General features: G+C 27.5%; 19 protein-coding genes. 3 read left to right on the top strand and 16 right to left on the bottom strand.

All coding sequences use genetic code 11. The features are described from left to right. Positions 1-23: 23 nt before the first annotated feature. The 6 genes from CDIF1296T_RS14960 to CDIF1296T_RS14985 form a co-directional block, all read right to left on the bottom strand. Positions 24-1,214 carry a M20 family metallopeptidase gene (locus CDIF1296T_RS14960; protein WP_003436121.1) on the bottom strand — a complete coding sequence of 397 codons (1,191 nt, stop codon included), beginning with the start codon at positions 1,212-1,214 and terminating at the stop codon, positions 24-26. 238 nt (positions 1,215-1,452) lie between these two features. Further along, positions 1,453-2,541 carry a YkvI family membrane protein gene (locus tag CDIF1296T_RS14965; protein ID WP_003436120.1) on the bottom strand — a complete coding sequence of 363 codons (1,089 nt, stop codon included), beginning with the start codon at positions 2,539-2,541 and terminating at the stop codon, positions 1,453-1,455. Between the two features lie 284 nt (positions 2,542-2,825). Next, positions 2,826-3,524, bottom strand: coding sequence for a response regulator transcription factor (locus CDIF1296T_RS14970; RefSeq protein WP_003436119.1), 699 nt, complete (start codon positions 3,522-3,524; stop codon positions 2,826-2,828). 113 nt (positions 3,525-3,637) lie between these two features. After that, positions 3,638-5,143, bottom strand: a complete 1,506-nt coding sequence (locus tag CDIF1296T_RS14975; RefSeq protein WP_003436118.1) for a histidine kinase — start codon at positions 5,141-5,143, stop codon at positions 3,638-3,640. Between the two features lie 368 nt (positions 5,144-5,511). Then, complete coding sequence (gene serS, locus CDIF1296T_RS14980; protein WP_009898007.1) at positions 5,512-6,783, bottom strand: serine--tRNA ligase; 1,272 nt, start codon at positions 6,781-6,783, stop codon at positions 5,512-5,514. An 815-nt stretch (positions 6,784-7,598) separates the two neighbouring features. After that, positions 7,599-9,203: an amidohydrolase gene (locus CDIF1296T_RS14985; RefSeq protein ID WP_009898010.1), complete on the bottom strand. Its 1,605-nt coding sequence runs from the start codon at positions 9,201-9,203 to the stop codon at positions 7,599-7,601. 385 nt (positions 9,204-9,588) lie between these two features. Here CDIF1296T_RS14985 and CDIF1296T_RS14990 point away from each other — a divergent pair, with 385 nt between their 5' ends. Continuing rightward, complete coding sequence (locus CDIF1296T_RS14990) at positions 9,589-10,515, top strand: carbon-nitrogen hydrolase family protein (RefSeq protein WP_003436788.1); 927 nt, start codon at positions 9,589-9,591, stop codon at positions 10,513-10,515. A 119-nt stretch (positions 10,516-10,634) separates the two neighbouring features. On the opposite strand, the gene CDIF1296T_RS14995 is transcribed toward CDIF1296T_RS14990, so the two are convergent. After that, complete coding sequence (locus tag CDIF1296T_RS14995; protein ID WP_003436791.1) at positions 10,635-11,633, bottom strand: YhdH/YhfP family quinone oxidoreductase; 999 nt, start codon at positions 11,631-11,633, stop codon at positions 10,635-10,637. A gap of 103 nt (positions 11,634-11,736) precedes the next feature. Between CDIF1296T_RS14995 and CDIF1296T_RS15000 the strand changes: the two genes are divergently transcribed. After that, a complete protein-coding gene (locus CDIF1296T_RS15000) occupies positions 11,737-12,174 on the top strand; it encodes a MarR family winged helix-turn-helix transcriptional regulator (protein WP_003436793.1) in 438 nt (145 codons plus the stop codon). An 85-nt stretch (positions 12,175-12,259) separates the two neighbouring features. Next, positions 12,260-12,847 carry a rubrerythrin gene (gene rbr / locus CDIF1296T_RS15005; RefSeq protein WP_003426696.1) on the top strand — a complete coding sequence of 196 codons (588 nt, stop codon included), beginning with the start codon at positions 12,260-12,262 and terminating at the stop codon, positions 12,845-12,847. Positions 12,848-13,146: 299 nt separating this feature from the next. On the opposite strand, the gene CDIF1296T_RS15010 is transcribed toward rbr, so the two are convergent. From CDIF1296T_RS15010 to dltD, 9 genes are all read right to left on the bottom strand, one after another. Then, positions 13,147-13,767, bottom strand: coding sequence for a YhbD family protein (locus tag CDIF1296T_RS15010; RefSeq protein WP_009891147.1), 621 nt, complete (start codon positions 13,765-13,767; stop codon positions 13,147-13,149). 7 nt (positions 13,768-13,774) lie between these two features. Next, complete coding sequence (locus CDIF1296T_RS15015; RefSeq protein ID WP_009898014.1) at positions 13,775-14,542, bottom strand: polymer-forming cytoskeletal protein; 768 nt, start codon at positions 14,540-14,542, stop codon at positions 13,775-13,777. Between the two features lie 40 nt (positions 14,543-14,582). Continuing rightward, on the bottom strand, positions 14,583-15,404 hold the full coding sequence (locus tag CDIF1296T_RS15020; RefSeq protein ID WP_009891149.1) for a hypothetical protein: 822 nt from the start codon (positions 15,402-15,404) through the stop codon (positions 14,583-14,585). Positions 15,405-15,762: 358 nt separating this feature from the next. Then, positions 15,763-17,673 (bottom strand): 2-aminoethylphosphonate--pyruvate transaminase, encoded by a 1,911-nt coding sequence (gene phnW / locus CDIF1296T_RS20020; RefSeq protein ID WP_009898016.1) that lies wholly within the window; start codon positions 17,671-17,673, stop codon positions 15,763-15,765. 278 nt (positions 17,674-17,951) lie between these two features. Beyond that, positions 17,952-18,737, bottom strand: a complete 786-nt coding sequence (locus CDIF1296T_RS15030) for a DeoR/GlpR family DNA-binding transcription regulator (RefSeq protein WP_003439571.1) — start codon at positions 18,735-18,737, stop codon at positions 17,952-17,954. Between the two features lie 216 nt (positions 18,738-18,953). Continuing rightward, positions 18,954-19,184 carry a D-alanine--poly(phosphoribitol) ligase subunit DltC gene (gene dltC / locus CDIF1296T_RS15035; RefSeq protein WP_003422749.1) on the bottom strand — a complete coding sequence of 77 codons (231 nt, stop codon included), beginning with the start codon at positions 19,182-19,184 and terminating at the stop codon, positions 18,954-18,956. Between the two features lie 18 nt (positions 19,185-19,202). Then, positions 19,203-20,351, bottom strand: a complete 1,149-nt coding sequence (gene dltB, locus CDIF1296T_RS15040; RefSeq protein ID WP_009898018.1) for a D-alanyl-lipoteichoic acid biosynthesis protein DltB — start codon at positions 20,349-20,351, stop codon at positions 19,203-19,205. Continuing rightward, positions 20,351-21,865 carry a D-alanine--poly(phosphoribitol) ligase gene (locus CDIF1296T_RS15045; RefSeq protein WP_009898020.1) on the bottom strand — a complete coding sequence of 505 codons (1,515 nt, stop codon included), beginning with the start codon at positions 21,863-21,865 and terminating at the stop codon, positions 20,351-20,353. The genes dltB and CDIF1296T_RS15045 overlap by 1 nt, the downstream gene beginning before the upstream one ends. 120 nt (positions 21,866-21,985) lie before the next feature. Next, positions 21,986-23,176 carry a D-alanyl-lipoteichoic acid biosynthesis protein DltD gene (gene dltD / locus CDIF1296T_RS15050; RefSeq protein ID WP_003439587.1) on the bottom strand — a complete coding sequence of 397 codons (1,191 nt, stop codon included), beginning with the start codon at positions 23,174-23,176 and terminating at the stop codon, positions 21,986-21,988. Positions 23,177-23,221 lie beyond the last annotated feature (45 nt).

Genomic DNA, 23,221 nt, shown 5'->3' on the forward strand with positions numbered 1-23,221 from the left:
CTTTATCTCCAGAATGCTCTATCTTAAATTTTATTTTTTAATTTATCCATATAATTTATAACAGACTGACATAGTACATTTGTACCTACCAATATAGAATTTTTATCAGCTTTAAATTTAGGATTATGCCACTGATATATACAATCTTGTTCTTTGTTGCCTACCCCTAACCAGTAAAAAAATCCTGGGGCTTTTTCCATGAATATAGAAAAATCTTCTCCTCCTGTAGAAGGTATTGGATCAACTATAGCATCTTCTGAATACAAATCACACACAGACTTACAAGCTATTGCGTACATCTCTTTACTATTTATAACAGCTGGTAAATCAAATAAATAATCTAGCTTTGCAGTTGCTTGATATCCACGAGCTATCTCACAAACTATATTTTCTAAATTTTCTGATATTTTCTTTCGTACTTCATTACTAAAGCTTCTACATGTGCCTGTCATATCTACCTTTTCTGAAATTACATTATTTGCAGTCCCTCCATTTATAGTACCTATTGATATAACAGCTGATTCTAATGGACTTATGTTTCTGCTTACTATGGTTTGAATACCCATTATAATTGCACTTGATGCTACTATAGGGTCTATTGTTCTGTTTGGTATACCTCCGTGACCTCCAAATCCATTTACTTCTATCTTAATAGTGTCTACTGCTGCCATTAACCCACCTAACTTAACACCTATTTTTCCACAAGGTATATCTGGATGATTATGAAGTCCAAATATAGCATCAACTTTTGGATTTTCCATTACTCCTCGTTCCACTAACATCTTCGCACCTTTATTGACTTCTTCGGCTGGTTGAAATATAAACTTTACATTTCCATGAAGACTATCTCTAATATGAGACAATACATATGCACATCCTACAAGGCAAGACGTGTGTATATCATGCCCACATGCATGCATTATACCATCATATCTGGATTTATACTTAATATCAACCTCTTCATATATTGGCAACGCATCAATATCTCCTCTTAGTGCTACTGTGGGACCATCATACTTCCCTTTTAATAATCCAACAACTCCTGTTTCCATTCCTAAATCTAATATTTCTATGTCTAAACTCACTAATAAATCTTTTATAGCTTTTGTAGTCCTAAATTCTTTAAAACTTAATTCGGGGTGCATATGAATATCTGTAAAAAAATCTAAAATATCTTCTTTATACTTTTCTGAGATTAAAATAAGTTCATGCATACTAACACCTCTCCAAAATTTTATTTTTTTATTTTTTATAATTTAACTACAAATTATATAAGTTAATAATCTTTATAAAGATATTTTTTATAAATTTAATTTTAGTTTATATTTATATTTTACTATATTATTTTAATTAAATATATTATCATGTTTTGCAATTTATTTAACTATTTTGACTTTTTAAATTCGGATTATATAAAAAATTTTTTTAAATAAAAACTATTAATAAGTGGCTCTATTCCTGACTTTGTGTTGATTTTTTTCTACATGTAATTGCTTTATACACCATACAGACTAAAATTAAAAGCCCCATATAACCTGTATATGGATATAAAATGTTTACTAATTTACCAAACGGTAAAAAACCTCCTATACAAGCCAAAATAGCTATTACTGTTGTTACCAATTTAAATTTAGGATGTTCATCTTCAACAATTCTATTGGTTACAGACCATAAAAGTGGAACAGCTGTTGTATAGATACCTAATATTAATGCAACTGAAAAACATACACCTACAATCGGAGATATATTATCTGCTAAATAAAGTGATGGTATTTCTTTCATATACAAATTTCCTATATCTGAAATCATAGCCAAATACATAACTATACCAGCAGTCATAAACACTATTCCACCTAATAAACCTCCCCAAAAAGCATCCTTTTTACTTTCAATAGAAGCTCCCATTCCTGTTAAAAAAACAATCATTACAATAATATTTAATGTATTATATATTACACCAGAAACGATTGGACTTTCTGATGCTTTTGTAACTTCAATATTTTTCATAGCTTCTCCAACCATAGATAAACCGTCAAAATGCTTAAACAAGCTTATTAATCCAACAGCAATTGTAAATACTGCTATCACTGGTCCAATACGTCCAAGTATGCTTACTAATTTTTCTAAACCCATAGACACTGTAATTAAAGTAGCAACAGCCATCAATACTCTTCCTAAGTAAGGATTTATACCATAGTATTCAGTTAAAGTTGAGCCTGCACCTGAAATCATTACTATAAGAATCCCAAATAAAAATATTGGACTAAACCATTCGTAAAATTTTCCTAAAATCTTCCCACAATAAAAAGTGTAAATTCTTGTTGGTTCTTTAAGTTTTAATTCTCTACCTCTAGTTATAACTTCAGCACCAAGAAATGAAAACAATACCATTGATATTAATGCTCCAATTAAACCCATATACCCTTGTGAGGCAAAAAATTGTAGAATTTCTTGACCAGTAGCAAACCCAGAACCAATTGCTGTTGCTAGATAAGCGCCTGCAATACAGATAATATTTTTCATATTCACTTTGTCTGACATATTAAATTACCTCCATTATAAAGTTACCTTCCTTTAAGAAATATAAACTCTCAGTAAATTAAATGAAAATTCTGTCTTTTTGAAACAGTATTTAATTCACTTTTTTTATTTTGTATATCTTTTTCTTTTTATTTATATATATTTTTTTATATAAATAGGTACAGCTTTTATAAGGTTTAATATTATTAAATATGTTTAAAGCGCTTTAATTTTTATCATAATTAAAGTATACTTATTCAGACACACTCAAACAATTATCTATATTGACTTTTTATTTATCAATTTCAATTTTTAGTGTTCAGTTTATAAACTTTTGGAGTCATTCCTTTTTCTATCTTAAAGTTTTTATAAAAGTTATTTAGGCTATTATATCCAACTATTTCTGCAATCTCATTTATACTTTTTGTAGTATTTTCAAGTAACTCAATAGATTTTTCTATTCTTATATGATTTAGATATGATATAAAAGTTGTATTTAAATTACTTTTAAAAATCCTAGATATATTAGATGGATTGGTTAAAAATAATCTAGCACAATCATTTAACTTTAAGTCATTGCTATAGTTTAGATTTATATATTCCAGTATCTCATTTAATAAATCATTATTGGTATATTGATATCCAATAATTTTTTCTACAGACTTAGTAAATTCTTTCATATCCAATGGTTTAAGGAGTATATCTTTTACATTTAATCTCAAAGCTTTTTGAGCATATTCAAAATAGTTAAATGCAGTTATTACTACAAAGTTTATTTTTTTAGATAAATGAGATGTTTTTTCTATTACTTCTAACCCGTTGTATATTGGCATTTGAATATCTATAAAAACTATGTCTGGCTCTAAACCAATGATTTTATCTACTGCTTCATCACCAGATGTTGCTTTACCAACAATTTTTATTGGCATATCTTTCATTTCTATAAAATGTGTTATTATTTTTAGAACAGCTTCTTCATCATCTATTATTAGTGCTCTTCTCATGAGAATACCTCCCTTTTAGCTTAATAATATAAAAAAGTAAGATATATAAAACAACATAAAAACATCTAATATATTTCTTAACATTTATAAAACTTATTAATTTTTCACAAGTTCTATACATACTCCTTATAATTTTCAATAGGAATTTTAATCATTATGTAAGTTCCTTCATTATCACTCGACTTTATATCCATATCAAAATTATTTCCATAAGCAGATGTGAATTTTGTATATATTAAAGACAAACCATGACCATTATTACTACGAATACCTGCCTTTATTTTGTCTATATTATTTCCATCTAAGATAGTTCCATTATTATGAATCTCTATAATAGCATACTGAGAATCTAATCTTGCAATTATTTCAATTCGCTTTTCTGTGTCAATATCTCTAAATCCATGTGTAAATGCATTCTCTACAATAGGTTGAATAAAGTTAAAAGGCACAGAAAGGTTATATAACTTCTCTGGAATAAGATATTTTACTTTAAGTGCATCTCCATAACGTAATTTCTGTAAATTCAAATAATTTTTAATGTATAATATTTCAGATTCTAATTCTACAAATCTTAAATCAGACCTCATTGTATATCTAAACATTCTTGATAAATCTATTATTGCACTATACAAATCATAACTACCATCATCTAGTGCTATGCTTGCCATTGAATTTAATGTATTAAATAAAAAGTGATGATTTATTCTTAAATTAGTAACCATATCTTGAGCTACTTTTAAATTCATTTCAAGTTGCTCTCCATAATGATATGTTCTTGCTATAGTCTTCTCTTTTTCTTGTAAATCCTTTCTTATATCATTAAAAGAGCAAAAATTTATTATATTTTTAGATATTTGTTTCAGGAGGCGTTTTATACTTCTAGCAGCTCCCTCTGGAATATCATATAAATTATTATGCTCTGTATCTAAATTCAAATCAGATAATAGTACATACCCTCCTCTTATAACACCTATGCTATTGCTTTTGTACAGTATTGGTATATTATATATAGTTATCCCATATTCACATACAAATTGATTGCTACTTTTTTGATTCATACAATCACAATTTTGAGGAAATTTCATAGGATTACATTTTTCAAAACAAAAAAGTGGAAAATAAGGATTTTTTAAAACTATATTCCATGAATCATCATATATAATTAATGGAATTTTAAACGGGTCTATAAATTGACCACGAATTGATTCTACTGCTGCATACAAATTTAATGTACTTTCACTATAATTTATCAAGGTCTTCTTTAAATAATTATTAGGATTAATATCTATAACTTCACTCTCTCCTACATCATCTACATTATTTGAAACAATAAGTTCTTTTATTTCTCTATCACCTGTATTTATAGTTTCATGTGTGCTACCAGATTCTATATAAAAAATCATACCTTGATAAAATGGCTTCCAAACTCCATTTATAATATACAAACCCTCTCCCTCTAAAATATATATCATCTGCTCTTGACCATAATGAACATGATTAAAATGTTTCTTACCAGGCATAGTTACTGCAATGTATATATTCATAGCTTGTTTTGGATTATTTTCATCATAAGTATGTTTCCATTCAATATATCCCCACTCAGTATTTTGAATTTTCATAAAAGATTCCTTTCCTATAAATTATTTATGTTCATATTGTGAAAAATTAGTAAAAAAAATGTGTACATACTCTTTCATATGATAGCTTACTATATCAATATTCATTAGTTTGTACACATTTTTATATTAATTATTTTTTTTTATTACTTCTATTATTATTGTATCACTTTTACATTAACTATTTTTTATTACTTCTATATTATTGTATCACTTTTATATTAACTTTTTTTTTATTACTTCTATATTATTGTATCACTTTTATATTAACTATTTTTTTATTACTTCTATATTAGAAGTATCACTTTTATATTAATTATTTTTTATTACCTCTATATTATTGTATTGCTTAAAAATACATAATTTAACTCTTATTTAATAACAGAAACTCCCATATATGGTCTTAAAACTTCAGGAACAACCACAGAACCATCTTCTTGTTGATAATTTTCTAATATAGCTGCAACACTTCTTCCAATAGCTAACCCAGAGCCATTTAATGTGTGTACATATTCAGCTTTAGAATCTTTATCTCTTTTAAATCTTATTCCTGCTCTTCTAGCTTGGAAATCTTCGCAGTTTGAACAAGATGAAATCTCAACATACCTATTGTAACTTGGCATCCAAACTTCTACATCATATTTAAAAGAAGCTGTAAATCCTAAATCACCTGTACATATCTTTACTACTCTATAAGGCAGATTCAATAATTGTAGCATAGTTTCCGCATTGTTAGTAAGCTTTTCTAACTCATTGTAAGATTCTTCTGGTGCAACTATTTTAACCATTTCTACTTTGTTAAACTGATGCTGTCTTACTAAACCTCTTGTATCTCTTCCAGCAGAACCAGCTTCTGACCTAAAACATGGAGTATAAGCTGTATAATTTATCGGTAATTGTTCAAATTTAAGTATTTCATTAGCATGTATATTAGTTAAAGGAACTTCTGATGTTGGAATCATAAAATAGTCCATACCTTCTATTTTAAACATATCTTCTTCAAACTTAGGTAACTGTCCTGTACCTAAAAAACTATTTCTATTTGCCATAAATGGTGGAATAACTTCTGTATATCCATTTACTTTTGTATTCGTGTCTAAGTAAAAATTTAATAATGCTCTCTCTAATCTAGCACCTAATCCTTTGTAAAGAGTAAATCTTGAACCAGTTATTTTACTAGCTGTTTCAAAATCAAGTATACCTAATTCTGTTCCAATTTCCCAATGAGCCTTAGATTCAAAATCAAAGGTAGTAGTCTTTCCCCAAGTTCTTACTTCAACATTATCTTCATCAGTTTCACCTTGTGGTACTTCTGGATGTGGTACATTTGGTATTCTCATTAATAGGTATTCCATCTTATCTTCTACTTCTTTAAGATTTTGGTCTATTACCTTAATTTTATCAGATAACTCTTTTAATTTAATCTTTTCATTTTCTACATCTTTACCTTCTTTTATAAGATTTGGTATATTTTTAGATGCTGTATTTAATTCATTTTTCATAACTTCAACTTCTTGAAGAATCTTTCTTCTTTCATCATCTAACTTAACTACTTCATCAAGGTTAAAGTCTTTTTCGCCCCTTCTTTCCATTGCTTTTTTTATACAATCTAAATTTTCTCTTATTCTTTTTATATCAAGCATTTTTTCCTCCTCAGTACCTAAGATTGGATTTATCTCTTAATCTCAAATAACTTAGATAATATACTTCATGCTTGAGGTTAAGAAACCTTTTTCTTTATCCGAACCTGTTATTTTTATTTTATTTATATTTTACTCACTTTTTTGCCCATTGTCAAATTATATTTAATTAAATAAATGAAATTTAATTTTAGGAGAATATTGCTAGATTTAACTTCATTATAATTATATCTATTTTGCTAATCAATTATCTATTTTGACTTTTTCTTTATCAATCTTGTATAGTTATTAACTTTTATATAAATTTTTTTATATTATAACATAGTCCTATATATCTATTATTTGGATAGAATTATTTTTTAAATTAGAATTATTTTGATGAATGATTCAAGTAATAGGTATGAAATTGAATCTTTTAGAACTGCTTACAAAAAATACTCAAAGAAAAATAGTAATTTTCTCAGATTCACAATATATTTTATATGAAATGTTATAAGGTAATCTATTTAATAAATTTAAATTTGCTATTATAGATTTAGTTCCAAAGTCTTACTGCAAAGTAATATACATAGTTTTTTAATAAACTAATAAGTGCAATTAATAACTACTTAATTGTTTAATATAGTACATAGATAACTTTAATAAATCTACAGTTATTTAAAAAGGTAGAATCAATAAAATTATACTTATAAATCTTCAATACAATAATTAAAATTTAATAAAAATATAATTGTTGATTTAACTGTAATCTTATTTAATTCTACCTAACTTATTATATAAAACTATTTTTTATAGATTATAAAATATCTAACTTTCATCTACTTCAAAGAATACAATACTTCTCCTTCTCTTATAGTCTGCAATACTTTAATATCTTTTATTTTCATAGGGTCGATTGTAAGTGGGTTTTCATCTAATATTATCAAATTAGCTAATTTCCCTTCTTTAATTGAACCTTTTTTATCTTCTTCAAAATATTGATATGCTGCATTTATAGTAACACCCTTTAAAGCATCTAATGGGCTTATCTTTTCATTTTCTCCTATTTGTATACCTTTTTTTGTAATTCTATTGACAGCACACCATACTGTTTCCAGCATATTAGGTGCTATTACTGGTGTATCCTGATGAAGAGTGTAAATTAATCCCTTTTCTATAGTTGTTTTAAGTGGGCTAATCTTAAACGCTCTATCTTCTCCAAGGTTTTTGATATGAATATCACCCCAATAATATGTGTGAGCTACAAAGTATGAAGGTATCATATTTATTACTTTCATATCATCAATCTGGTCTGCTCTTACTGTTTGAGCATGTATCATAACTGGTCTTATATTATTTTCACTACTTTGCTCTTTTAAGTTTAAAACTTTCTCAAACGCATCTATCAACTGGTCTGCTGCTGCATCTCCATTACAATGAGTTAATAGTTGCATCTTTTCTTTTAGTGAAATATCTATAAACTTTTCTACTTCTTCATCTTTGTATATAGGATATCCACAATAACCATCATCTGAATTTTCATATGGTCTACTCAACCATGCTGTCTTACCTTGTGGAGAACCATCTAAGAAAATCTTATAACCTCCTATTTTAAATCTATTTATATATTTTTTTATAAACTCCCTATTATTATCTACTACAGACTTACTTTTTTTCAAATTTACATATCCTACAACATCCATTTTTAATTTATTTTGATTTGCCATTGCTTTTAAAATGTTAAATTGATTTTCTTCCATTAAACCTTCTTGTGCTGTTGTAATACCATAGCTTAGATATATGTTCTGTGCTTTTTCAATTGAATTAAAAATCTCATTTGATGATGGTTGTTTTATTTTAGATGCTACATTAAAAAATGCATTTTCTTCTAAATATCCATTTGGTTCTTCACTGCCTTCTACTCTACCTATATGTCCACCTTCTGGGTCACGTGTTTCATTGGTAACACCAAGCTGTTTTAACCCCAATGTATTTGCAACTCCCATATGACCAGAAGCATGTGAAATTAGTATTGGATTTTCTGAAGATGCACTATCGAGTACACTCTTATCTGGATGCTTATTTTCTTCTAAAAAATTATTATCATATGAAAATCCAATTATCCAGTCTCCTTTTTTTATATTATTCGACTCTTTGAAATCCTGTATTTTTTTTACTATGTCTTTAAAACTGGTTGCATCTTCTAAAGGAACTAGCTTTAGAGTAGTAGCAAAAGCTATCAAGTGACTATGTGAATCTATAAAAGATGGCATCAATGTCTTACCTTGTAAATCTATAATTTCTGTATCTTTATTTTTCAAAGCAAATACTTCTTCTTTTGTTCCTATCTTTTTTATTATTTTGTCTTTTATAAGAATAGCATCTCCACATATTGAATCTTCCATTGTGATGATATTTCCATTGTAATAAATTTTTTCTTTCATAAAATTCTCCTTACGTTGTCTACTTTAATAAATTTTTTTCATTATTTTCTGCTTAATTATATTATCTTCTTTATAAACTTTTTCTTTAGAGTTTAATCATATAAAAGTTTTATTTTTAATTATTGTTTGCCAAGAAGTAAATACTATTCATTGTAAATAAGACAAATTAATAGGCTTTATACTAATTGAAAAAATATTATAAGTTGTTAAATTTAAATATCTAAACTCAATTATATCTGTACAATTGTAATTTTTTAAATCATGATGTATTATTTTAAATATACAGTTACATTATTATTCACAATATAAGTATCTTAGTTCTCAAATAACATCTCATGTAATCTATTCAATGCAAAAAATTTAAATATTTTTTAGGAGGTTTTTTATGAGCAAGGAAAATAAAAATGTAAGAATTGCTGTTGTCCAGGCGTCACCAGTCATAATGGATTTAGAAAAAACTGTTGAAAAAGCATTAGGATTAATTAAAGAAGCTGGTAGAAAAGGGGCAAATATCGTAGTTTTCCCTGAAGCATTCATACCTGCATATCCAAGAGGTCTTTCATTTGGATTTGTTGTTGGAAGTAGAACAATGGAAGGTAGAGAAGATTGGAAAAGATACTATGATAATTCTGTACCAGTTCCTAGTGCTACAACAGATTTATTAGGAAAAGCAGCACAAGAAGCAGGAGTATATCTATCAATGGGTATAACAGAAAGAGATGGTAATGATATAAATTGTACCCTTTATTGCACAAACTTATTTTTCTCTCCAGAAGGTAAGCTAATTGGTAAACACAGAAAACTTAAACCTACAGGAACAGAAAGATGTATTTGGGGAGAAGGAGATGGAAGTACTCTTACAGTAGTTGATACTCCATATGGAAAAATGGGTTCGTTGATTTGTTGGGAAAATTATATGCCATTAGCTAGAACAGCTCTTTATGCTAAGGGTGTAAAACTTTACATAGCCCCTACTGCAGATTCAAGAGAAGAGTGGCAAGCAACTATGAAGCATATTGCTTTAGAAGGAAGATGTTTTGTAATTGGATGCAATCAATATGTTGAAAAAAATATGTATCCAACTGACCTTAACTACTATAAAGAGCTAGATGCAGAACCAGAAATTATGTGTCCAGGAGGAAGTTGTATAGTTGACCCTTTTGGAAAATATGTAGCAGGTCCTATTTTCAATAAAGAAGAAATGCTAATAGCTGATTTAGACCTAGAAAAAATAGTACTTAGTAGACTAGATTTTGATTCAGAAGGTCACTATTCAAGACCAGATGTATTTGAATTAATTGTTCATGAATAATCTTTTTACACAAACATCTACATAAATCTTTTTACATAAAAAAATGAGATACTCACAAGTAAATTTCAAGTATCTCATTTTTGCTTAAAACCTATAATCCTAATTATAAATTTATTCACCTATATTTTTTCTAAATCAACTACTGTTCTTCCAACATGTTTTCCTGCCATTATTGAATCTATACTATCATTTAACTCTTCCAATGATACTACATTTACCATATCATCTAAATCATCTAATTTCCATTCATTTGATAATAAATCCCATATTTTTAATCTTAAGTTCATTGGGCAATCCACAGAATCTATACCATATAAAGTAATTCCCTTTAATATAAATGGATATACTGAACTTGTAAAATCAACTCCTCCTGCATTACCACAAGTTGTTACTGCTCCACAATAATTAGTTGTCTTTATTGCTGTTGCTAGAGTATTTCCTCCTACTGTATCTATTACTCCAGCCCATCTTGGTCTAAGCAGAGGTCTTCCTGAGTTATCATCCACTTCTGACCTATGTATAACATCTTTAACACCTAAGTTTAGTAATACTTCTTTTTGTTCTTCTAATTTTCCTGTTGAAACTACAACTGAATAACCTAATTTAATCAATATTTTAGTTGCAATTACAGCAACTCCTCCAGTACCACCAGTGACTAATACATCTCCCATATTCTTGTCTACAGAATCTATAAATTTATACACAGATAAAGCTGCTGTAAACCCTGCTGTACCATAATCCATTGCTTCTTTTAGTGAAAGATTTTTAGGAAGTTTAACTACCCAACTAGAAGGAACTCTTATGTATTCTGAAAAACCACCAGAAGTATTCATTCCCAAGTCATAACCTGTTACTAAAACTTCTTCTCCAATTTTAAAATCATCACAACTACTAGATTCTACTATACCAGATGCATCAATTCCTGGTGTATGAGGATACTTTCTCGTAACACCCTTATTACCATTTGCAGAAAGTGCATCCTTGTAATTTAAAGAAGAATATTTTACTTTTATTAGAACTTCGCCTTCTGGCAATGTATCTACTTCTCTTTCAACTATATTTCTTCTAAAATTTCCTTCTTCTTCTGTAATATATAGTGATTTAAATTTTTTATTCATAAATTTCCTCCCAATACATTTAGTTTTATGTTAAACTAATTATAGTTTATAAATAGTTTTATGTCAAACTAATTTAAATAGATTAAAGATTGGAGAATAATTTATGGAAGATAAATATATTGTACATTTCATAAGTAAAACAAAGGCTAGTATGATTAAATTCATTGAAAATAAACTCAGTAAAAATGGTTTAGGTGAGTTAATACCTACTCATGGAAATATTTTAACTGCACTTTATGAAAATAATGGAATACTTACAATGAAAGAAATTGCAGCTAAAATAGGAAAAGATAAATCCACTGTTACAGTGTTGGTTAATAAACTTATAAACCTAGGATATTTAGAAAGACAAAAATGTACAAATGACAAACGTATCACGTATATAAAGCTTACAAAAAAGGCACTGCTTATAGAAGATACTTTTAATAGCATCTCAACACAAGTTAAAGAGACAGCATACCATAATATTACAGAAAATGAAAAACAAGAATTTCTTAGAATTTTAAAAAAAATTAATGATAATTTTAAAAATGCTGACTAAATTGAGCATAATTATATCTCCTATTGGAATAATAAATAAAAAGAATCAAATATTGTAAAAATTTATTATGATAGAGAGGTAGAATATGAATTTAAAAGATAGTAAAACTAAAGAAAATTTATTAAGAGCTTTTGCAGGTGAGAGTCAAGCTAGAAATAGATACAATATTTCTGCATCTGTAGCAAAAAAAGAAGGATTATATATAATAGAGTCTTTATTTAATTACACTGCTGACCAAGAAAAATCACATGCAAAACAATTCTTTTCTAAATTAAAAGAATTTGCTGGTGAAAATATAAGTATATCAGGAGCATACCCTGTAGATTTATATGACAAGACAGCACAACACCTTAAAGCTGCACAACATAATGAGCTTCAAGAGTGGGATGATGTATATAAAAACTTTGGAAAAACAGCACGTGAAGAAGGATTTGAATCTATAGCTAAGTTATTTGAAAATATAGCTGAAATAGAAAAAGTTCATGGTGATAGATTTGGTAGATATGCTACTGATTTAGAAGAAGGTACTTTATTCAGAAGAAATGAAGATATACAATGGATATGTACACATTGTGGCCATATACATATAGGTAAAGAAGCTCCAAAAGCTTGTCCTGTATGTCTTCATCCACAAGGATATTTCTTAGATTTTAAAAACTCATTATTTGAATAAATTAAGGCAATAATTCTATTTAAACAATTTACTATATTTATATCAAGTATTTTTATAAATACTGTATTATCTTAATAACAATAAAATGAACCATTGATATTACTATAAGTAGAAAATGTAGTTTAAATACAATTTATAGTAATTCATCATGGTTCATTTTATTATTTACTAATCCCTATAACCTACTTAAATCTATCTTTAACTTTTACACACTCACATAAAATCTTATCTTTAAACTAAATATTTAAATAAAGTGTATTTTAAGTATATTATTATAATACATTATATAAGATAATACACTATGATAACTTTATACTTATATCATTTATTTCTTTTGTCAAGTCAATCTCAATAATCTTAACTACATCTTTTTCAAACTTTACTTTTTTATAATCCAGACATCCTACTACGAATGGAACTCCAAACTTTCTAAACAAATAAATCTTTCCACTTTCATTGTATATTGATGTAAAATTTTCTTCTATTATATTCACTATCAATTTTAACTCTTCAAAAGTTATTATAGATTTAACTAAAAACTTCTCTATTATGCTCAATATAAGCAGTTCTTTTTTACCTATGCTTTGCTCTTTTTTATATAAATTTTGAAATATTTCTTTGGTATAATTACATATAACTTCTTTACTGAGAATAAAATCAATGTCAAATTCTTTATTAATATCCTTTTTCATAAACATATTTGCAATATCATCAAGAGAAGTCTCCTCTTTCATAGACAATATTAACTCTATTCTTTCTAGTATTTTATCTCTTGGAAAGAAAGTCTCTTGACCTGTAAAAGCTGATTTTTTTATAAACCATTCCTCTGGTATTATGTTTTTTCTTTTCCATCTATATAATTGACCATAAGATATATTAGTTTTGCTCAATAAATCTTTCTTAGATATTAATTCTTCCATAACTTTTCTAGCCCACCTTTATACTGTTTTTTACAGTAGAATTATCTGAAACTGATAAATTATCACTGTATTCAATATTTACAACGTCACAATTATCTACTAGAGATATGCTTTTGCCTCGTATATCTTTTATTGATGCATCTTCTAATTCAATAGTATCTCCCTCTATCAAATTACATTTAAACTTTCCTGAAAAAATATTAATGATTTTAATTAATGAAAAAGCATCTTTGCTTCTTCCTATTTTTATATTAGTTGCCCCTATCTCTTTACAATAAGAACCTCCTCCTGAATAAACATATATATTTTCTCCATTTAAAAGACCATCACATTTTATTGCTCCATATACCTTTATATCTTCACATTCTATATTTGATTTATTTCTCATTTCGCCATAGATTTTTATATCTTGTGCATACATATTTTCATTTACACTTAATTGTCCTCTTATTGTAACATTATTACATTTAAGTTTGCCATCCACTTTCTGTTGAGCAGTTATAACTAAGTCATCTATTTCTGCATCTCCCTCTATATTAAGTTGACCATTCACTCTTACACGCTCTGCTTTAAGATTGCCTCTTATAATAGTTTTTCCGTTAACAACAAAATTTTTTATATTGATGTCACCTTCAAATTTTGCATCTCCAAGGACTTTTACTTCGTTACTTTTAACATTTCCTTTTGATTTAGAGCTTCCCACGATTTTTATATTTTCATACTCACCACTACTTATAAAGCCTTCTCCAAGTATTTTTATAGACCCTTTTTCCATATTATTACCTCATTTTAAATTTTATTTTTAAACCTACTTATTACTTATCCTTCTTTAATTTTATTTTTTCACTTATATTCTTTATTTCACCAACTATTGAATCTTCATCAATCTCTATACTTTCACTGTACTCCAAACTTTCTACATAACATCCCTTGCCTATTTTAATATTTTTTCCTCTTACAACTTTGACTTCACTATTTTCTAAGCTTATTTCATCTGCTTCTATAATATTTGCAAACAATTTACTTTCTGTATACTTTCTAATTGATAATAGACCTAAACTTATTAAATTTGAAGACACTTTTTCAAAGTTGATATGCTTTTTTTCTAGCATACGAAATTTTTTGCAATAATCTCCATGCCCCTTTTTTATATTTATACTACTTGCTCCAACTTCATTAAAATTAGAAGTTCCATTTAAACTAATATTAACTTCTTCACAATTCAAAAATCCATTACACTCCAAGATTCCACTTAAATTGATATTTTCACAATCTATATTCTCATTTGCTTTTAAATATCCTTCTCCATGAATAATATCCGATTTTATACTTCCTTCTACATTAATAATTCCACTAGTATCAATTTCAACAGAATTAATATTTCCTGTACATCTAAGAAGTCCCGATATCTCAACTTTTGATGCCAGTATGTTTCCTTCTACTTTACTTAAACCAGATGTAAAAAATTCATTACATTCTGTTGTCCCAAAAACTTTTGCTGAACCAGAAGAATCAAATTTACTACATTTTACACTTCCTTCTATTTTGCCTGTTCCTGATATATTAACATTATCAAAAATTCCACCTTTACATTTTCCAACACCATCAAATCTTAGTGAACTTAATTCTTCATTCATAATGATATCCTTTCTTTACCGTATTTTATCTCTAAACCTAATATAACAAAACATTGTTACGTTGTCAAGTATGATAATAATACTTAATAAAGCAACTATCATTTATTTTCTATAAATAGGCATAAAAATAATAGGGAAATTCTTTATTTAAACTATAAATCTAATTTCTTAGATTGTGGTTTAAATAAAATATATCCCTATTACTCAATCTTTATATATTCATTGTATAAACTTCTAAAATATAAATCTTTAAATTCTACTGTCAATACTTTTTATACACTGTTTGTGCTATCATCTCACACACCTAAAGGAGTGGGCTTTCCACACTATTCTGTAACCTACAAGACACTATCTTCTTCTATCTATTGATAAATTTTTCTATTACATCAGCTAGTCTCTCCATATCAGTTGGATAAACTTCACCTATGCTACCTATTCTAAATGTATCTATATCAGTCAATTTACCTGGATAGATAACAAATCCATTATCTTTTAAATAAGTATAAAATTCCATAAATTCAAACTTTGCATTTTTAGGATATAAGAAAGTTGTTATTACAGGTGATTGAGCATTATCATTCACCAAAGTATCAAATCCTAAAGATTTTAATCTTGAAGCTATTGTAAACTGATTTTCTTTATATCTAGCATATCTTTTTTCAACAGAACCTTCTTCTTCCAATTCTAATAAAGCTTGATAAAAAGCTCTTACAACATGTGTAGGTGAGGTAAATCTCCATTTACCATTATTTTTCTCCATAGTCTCCCATTGCGCATACACATCAAGAGATAATGATTTAGCTATACCTTTACATTTAGATAATTTCTCTTTATTAGCTATTATAAAACCAAATCCAGGTACTCCTTGTATACATTTGTTAGAACTACTAACTAAAAAATCTATATTAAAATCTTCAACATCAATCTCAATTCCCCCAAAACTACTCATAGCATCAACTATATAAATTTTGTTATATTCTTTTGCAAGTTTCCCTACCTCTTGTATAGGATTTAATCTACCTGTAGTAGTTTCACAGTGAACCATTGATATATGTGTTATATCCTTGTTTTCTTTTAATAAATTTTCTACTACATTTAAATCCACTGCTTCTATATCTTTAAAAGTGCAGTCAACAAATTCTATGTTAAGATAATTACATATATCTTTCATTCTCTTTCCATATGCTCCATTTGCAATTACAAGAAGTTTACCATCTTTTGAAATAGTACTTCCTATTATAGCTTCTACTGAAAAAGTCCCACTTCCTTGCATTAATACACTTGTGTATTTATCTGTATTTTGGGTTGCTAGAGATACTAATCTTCTTCTAACATCTTGTACTAGGTTATTATATTCAATATCCCAAGTACACCAATCTTTTAACATAGATGCTCTTACTGATTTAGTAGTAGATAGTGGTCCTGGTGTAAGTAATATGTAATCATTTTCTGGTACAAAATCTGATTTAATAGTTTCATTCTCTATTTTTATTAGTATATCTTCTAACTCAGCCATAGTTTCTATTACAAAATGTGCACCTGCCTCTTTAAATTTCTTTGAAACTATACTCATCTTAGCTTTTAATTCTTCCTTATCCATGTTCTCTACTTCTTCTTGTGTAAGCCCTAACTCACTTGAACCTTTTATTACAGCAACACTCCACATTCCTGCATTTACGCCTTCTTTTACATCACTTATTGTATCTCCTACTTTTACCATAGAACTCATAGGAGACACCCCTAAAGCTTCAGCATTTTTATAGCACATCCAAGGATATGGTCTTCCTTGAGATACTTCTGATGGTGTTACAAGAAAATCGGGTGAGTATCCTTTCTTTGCTGCATTTGGTTCAACTATGTTCATCATCTCTCTTGTATAACCCGTTGTAGAACCTATTTTTAATCCATTTTTTCTCAACTTTTCAATAGTTTCAACAACATGAGGAATTGGAGTCGTATAATCTTCTAATGTCTCAAATAACATTGGCTCAAATTCAGCATAAAGTTCATTTACATCATCTTCAGTTGGCACTTTACCAAATTTATCTGACCAAATATTCTTTATTCTATCCATTTCACACATTTCTCTTATATGGTCTATTTTTAATTTTCCCATAGGTTTTCTTGCTTCTTCCATTGTTACATCTATACCTCTTCTTTTAAATATCTCTATAAATACATTAAGAGGTGCAAAACATCCATAATCTACTGTTGTTCCAGCCCAATCGAATACTACTGCTTTTATTTTTTCTCCATATATCTTTTTCATATTTATAGCCTCCATAGATTCTTTTTAGAATTTTTGTGTTTTTAATTGTTTTTACTTTTAAAGTATAACTTTCATATGTTAATTATACATCATATTTAGGTTAAATATATATTAAATTTCTGTTTTTAGTTGTATTTAGTTGTTTTTATTTTGTATCATATTCCCATAAAATCCTAAGTTACAATCTAAAATTTACTTTCTAATCTTAATCTATGAACTGACTATATTTTATGAATTTAGTTGTATTGAGCATAGTTGTATTATATAAAACTAAGGGTTTATTTTGCTTCTATCCATGTTATATTTATCTCATTTAACTTATCCTTCCATTCATTCGGAGGTTCTACATCACAAATAACAAAATCTAATTCCTCTAAATCTGCTATCTTATACATACTAGCAATTCCTATTTTAGAACTATCACATAATACAAAACTTTCCTTTGAATTTTTTATATATTCTTTTGACAACAATGCCTTATTTTGGTCTATACTACTAATTCCAAAACTATCAAGTATACCTTCACTAGATATAAAAGCTTTATCTACGTATAAGTTTTTCATAGTATCTATTGACATTGGACATGCTGTCCTTTGGTGTTTTAAATTTACTTTTCCACCAATAAATATAACTTCTCCATCAAACAAACCTTGATTCTCATAAGAAATCAATTTTGATAGAACTGGATAAGAGTTTGTAATAATTTTTAAATTGTTTACAGATATTATATAATCTACAATCTGCAAATTGGTAGTACCTTCATCTATGATAATTGACTCATTGTCATTTACAAATTTAGCTGCATATTTAGCAATACTTTGCTTTTTATCTAGGTTAGTATTGTTTCTCTTTATATGTTCTGGTTCAATCACTCCATAATTTATTTTTATAGCACCACCATATACCTTTTTTAATTTATTTTCATTTTCTAATTCTTCCAAATATCTTCTTATTGTTTCTGATGATACTTCTAATCTTTTTACTAATTCTTTAGTGTTTACCTTCCCTTTTGAATCTAATAATTTAAGTATTTCTTTTTTTCTATCTATCGAATTTAAAGACATTCATTTTCCTCCTAAATATAATATATTTTTCTCCTATAATATTACAATGATACCTAAGATTTATGAAATCATATTTATGTATTAAATTTTTTACTTAATTAAAGTTATTTTCAAAAGACTTTGTATTATCATTAAAAAAGTCCATCAAATATTAGTATCAGATGGACTTTGTAAAATTTTATTTTATAAATTAATATTTAAAGTCTAACTACTAATTTATTTTCTTGTCTCCAAGAATTTTACTAAATTATTTACAGTAGACATATCTTTTCTCTCTAAATCAGTTGGTTGAAGCTCTATCCCTAATCTATTTTCAATTTCAAGTAAAACTTCAATTATAGCTAATGAGTCTAAAAGTTCCGTCTCAAATAAATTAAGGTCTAAATCTTCTCTTATCTCATCAGTTCCTAATACATCTTCAAATATTTCTATAACTGTTTCTTGCATAAATTTTCCTCCTTAAAATTAAGCTAAATAACCTGAGAATATCAGCAATCCAAAACACACAATATGGAATGTAATGAAAATCTGCACTCTCTCGAACCATTTATCTTTTTTATGTTTTTTATAAAATTTAGATTTTCGCTGATATATATCAGTTAACACAAGTGCCAATCCTTGGTATACACCATAAGCAACATAATACCAAGTTAGACCATGCCAAAATCCCATTGTTATCATGGTTATCATCTGAGCCACATGAGCAGCAGTAGTCCTTTTCTTAAATCTTTTCTTTCTCATTGATGACATAACAAATCTAGAAAAAATATAATCTCCAAACCATCTTGAAAGACTTATATGCCATCTTGTCCAGAACTCTTTCATATCTTTGCTGATAAATGGCTTGTCAAAGTTTATAGGTACTTGTATTCCAAATATGTACCCTGTACCTATAGCAAATAAACTATATCCCGCAAAATCAAAGAACAGGTATAAACTATATGCGTACATATAACTTAAAATATTTATAAAACTCATATCTTTAGGTATTCTTGATACCCAATATGTATTTATCAAAAATGCTATAACAAACTTATAACCTACTCCCATGACAATATTTTTTATTCCTGGCAGTAAGTATTCTTCTATATACTCTTTTCTAGAGATTTGTTTTTCCAAGTCCTGTTCAAATCTTCTTGACCTATCAATAGGTCCAGAACTTAAAGTTGGAAAAAATAACATAAAATAAAGCATCTTTGAAATTTTAACTTCTTTTATAGCTCCATCATAAATTTCAATAACCATTTGTATAGTTCTGAAATTTAAGTATGATATTCCAATAAATCCAATTATTCCAAAAGAAGTAACTGGAGATATTTTATTTATTATTATTGGGAGCATTGATGCAAACAAGAATCCCCAATATATGTATTTATTTTTAGTTTTTCTTCTTACATATTCATATCCTTTAACTATTATTATTTCAAGAATAATAAATATTACCAAGTACTTTAGTTGGACATCAATTCCTACTATTAAGAATATCATAAACAAACTTGCCAACATACCATAATACTTTATATTCTTGCCCATTAGACCTAAAATTACTGATGGTATTGATGTTAATAATAATATATAAAGATAAAAATAATCTCCATATTGTGAAAAAATCATTAAATTTCCTCCATAAGTTTCTTTCTGTCTATTTTACCATTGATATTTGTTGGAAACTCAGAGATTATTGAAATATTTCTTGGAATCATATATGAAGGTATATACTTTCCAAGTTCCTTTTTTATTATCCTCCCATTTTTAATATTACTTAAATCATTCTTTTCATTTAACTCAACAATACCTTTTAAGTAAGCAATTTTTTCGTCCTTATATACTGGTAAAACTACTGCATTTTTTACATTATGTACTTTTCTCAAATTATTTTCTATATCTTCTATTTCAATTCTAAATCCATTTAATTTAATCTGAAAATCTTTTCTTCCACAATAATATATATTTCCATCTAAAAGATATCCCATATCTCCAGTTTTATAAGCTCTCCACTTTACACCATCTATTTCATCATAGAAAAATACTTCATCAGTCTTTTCTTTATTATTGAAGTAACCTTTAGAAACTGATGGTCCAATTATTATAATTTCACCCTTTTCATTTTCTTTAAGCTCATTTCCATCTTCATCAAGTATTTTTATTTTACAATTTGACATAGGGTATCCAACTGGAAGACTTTTTTCATCATCTATAGCCTTTTGAGTCATATCATTTACACTTACACCAACAGTAGCCTCGGTTGGTCCATATCCATTGATAATTCTTGTGTTTGGAAATCTACTCATAAGTTCTTTAGTAAGATTTTTTGAAAGTGCTTCTCCTATGAATATCATTGACTCAAGGTTAGGAAGCATTTTACTATTAAACTCTTTTTCAGTTATACATACTCCTGCAAAAGAAGGAGTTGACACCCATACAGCTATATCTGAGATACTAAATTGTCTAAATAGTTCTCTATAGTCTGCTAATACATCTTTTGATATTGAAAATAATGTAGCTCCATGGATAAGACCAGGGTATATTGTTGTAACTGAAAGGTCAAAAGAATATGCTGGTTGGTTCATTATTACTTTTTCACTTCCATCTATGTTTAGATATGGGCTTATCCAATCTGAAAAGCTATCTAAATTGTTTGAACTTATTTGAACCCCTTTTGGCTTTCCTGTACTTCCTGAAGTAAATAGTATATATGCATTTTCATCATCTTTTACCCAGTTTTCTTTATCTAATGATTTTCCCTGATATTCATTTATTATATAATTTAATTTATCCATATCAATTACATTGATATCTCCAAAATTTCTTTCATCACTAAAGTTAAATAATACCTTTGGTTTTATCTCTTTAGTGACTTCAAAAACTCTATCAATTGGAAAACTAATATCAAGAGGCACATACGCTCTGCCTGATTTTAAAGCTCCTATCATACATGCCATTATCATGTTTTCTTTATTTCCATAAATTACTATAGGAGTATCTTCTTCTTTGTATACATCCTTTAGAAATACTGATATAGCATCTGAATATTCATTTAAATCTTTATAAGAAAGTTTATCTCCATTACACATTAGTGCTGTTCTATCTGTATTTGAATATTTTTTTATTCCTTCAATAATTTTCATATAAGAATGCTCCTTTAAAATCCGTTATAAATAAATGGCAATTCTTTAAATGGAGTAAATGTTAGAACTCCTATCGCCAATATTATAACCATAGTTAAACAAATACTAGTTAACAAATCTTTATTGTTCTTTAAATATTTTAAATAATCTCTCACAGACATCTACCCATCCTTTCGTACCAAGATGCATTACATCCCTTAAATAATACTTATCTGACCCTTTATCTTTAAGGTTTAGAACTTCAAAGCCTTTGCTTTCTGCTATTTTTTGTGCTTTATCGTAGTACTGATTTCTTTCTTTTTCAGAAATACCAGTCAAATTATAGAATTTATCCATACTTGGGATTAATACAACAACTGGCTTAATACCTAAGTCAGTACATACATTTAGCATCAATTTATAATTTTCAAACTCCTTAGATGTTAATAAATTTACATCTTTGTCTCTTCCTTTGTATTGCTCTATACCATCTTTAAAATGCTCTTTATAATAGTACTTATCAATATTTAGTGGATTTTTACCAACTCTTTTTTTAGCATCTTCAATGGCTTTCTTTCTCTCATATGACCAATTTATTGGTCTTTTTCTTTTTGTTGCTCTCTTTTTATCTAGCTTAATTAATCGTTTATAAAGAATACCCTTTTCTTTAAGAGCTATACAATACTTTCTTCCTTGAAAATAAGGCTCTAAAAGCACCTTTTCAGCTTTTTCAGGAAATGTCTTAGGCTCATATAGCTTAGCATATAATGCTTCTGCTTTATACTCATCACTTCCCCATAATAACTTACTTGATTTTTTTGCATATTCAATCTTATTTTGTTTAGATATTTTTGGATTATCTAAAAATCGATAAAATTGTATTGGTGAAAATCTAGACTGATAATGGTGACTTGTGACTCCGTCTTTTTCCATAAACCATTGCATAGAAATTAACAAGACAACTTTCTTATTATCAATATTAGGATTCATACTTCCTAATATTGCAGCATCTTGTAATGTCTGAGTATAGGCTCTTCCAATTGCAAACACCTTATTTTTACTCCTATTTGTATTAAAATAGTACTTTGGATGTTGTTTTGTTGAATTACTAAGTTCTGATGACCCCAAAATCATAATATCCTTTTCTCTTAAAAAATGATTATTTGCTGTAACCCCTTTATCTTTTATATCACTTAAAGTATCATCCATAATTGGAAGTAGATTTTTCTCCCTCAAAAGTTCATCAGTTTTAGAATCAAGAAATTTGTCTAACCCAAATAAAAATACTACGCCTATTATAAAAGGTGTAATAAAGTATATCAATTTTCTCATATTTTCTCTCCTCTAAAAATATTCAAATTTATGTTATTATTAATC

Source organism: Clostridioides difficile ATCC 9689 = DSM 1296 (genome assembly GCF_001077535.1).
GTDB classification, from domain to species: Bacteria; Bacillota; Clostridia; order Peptostreptococcales; family Peptostreptococcaceae; genus Clostridioides; species Clostridioides difficile.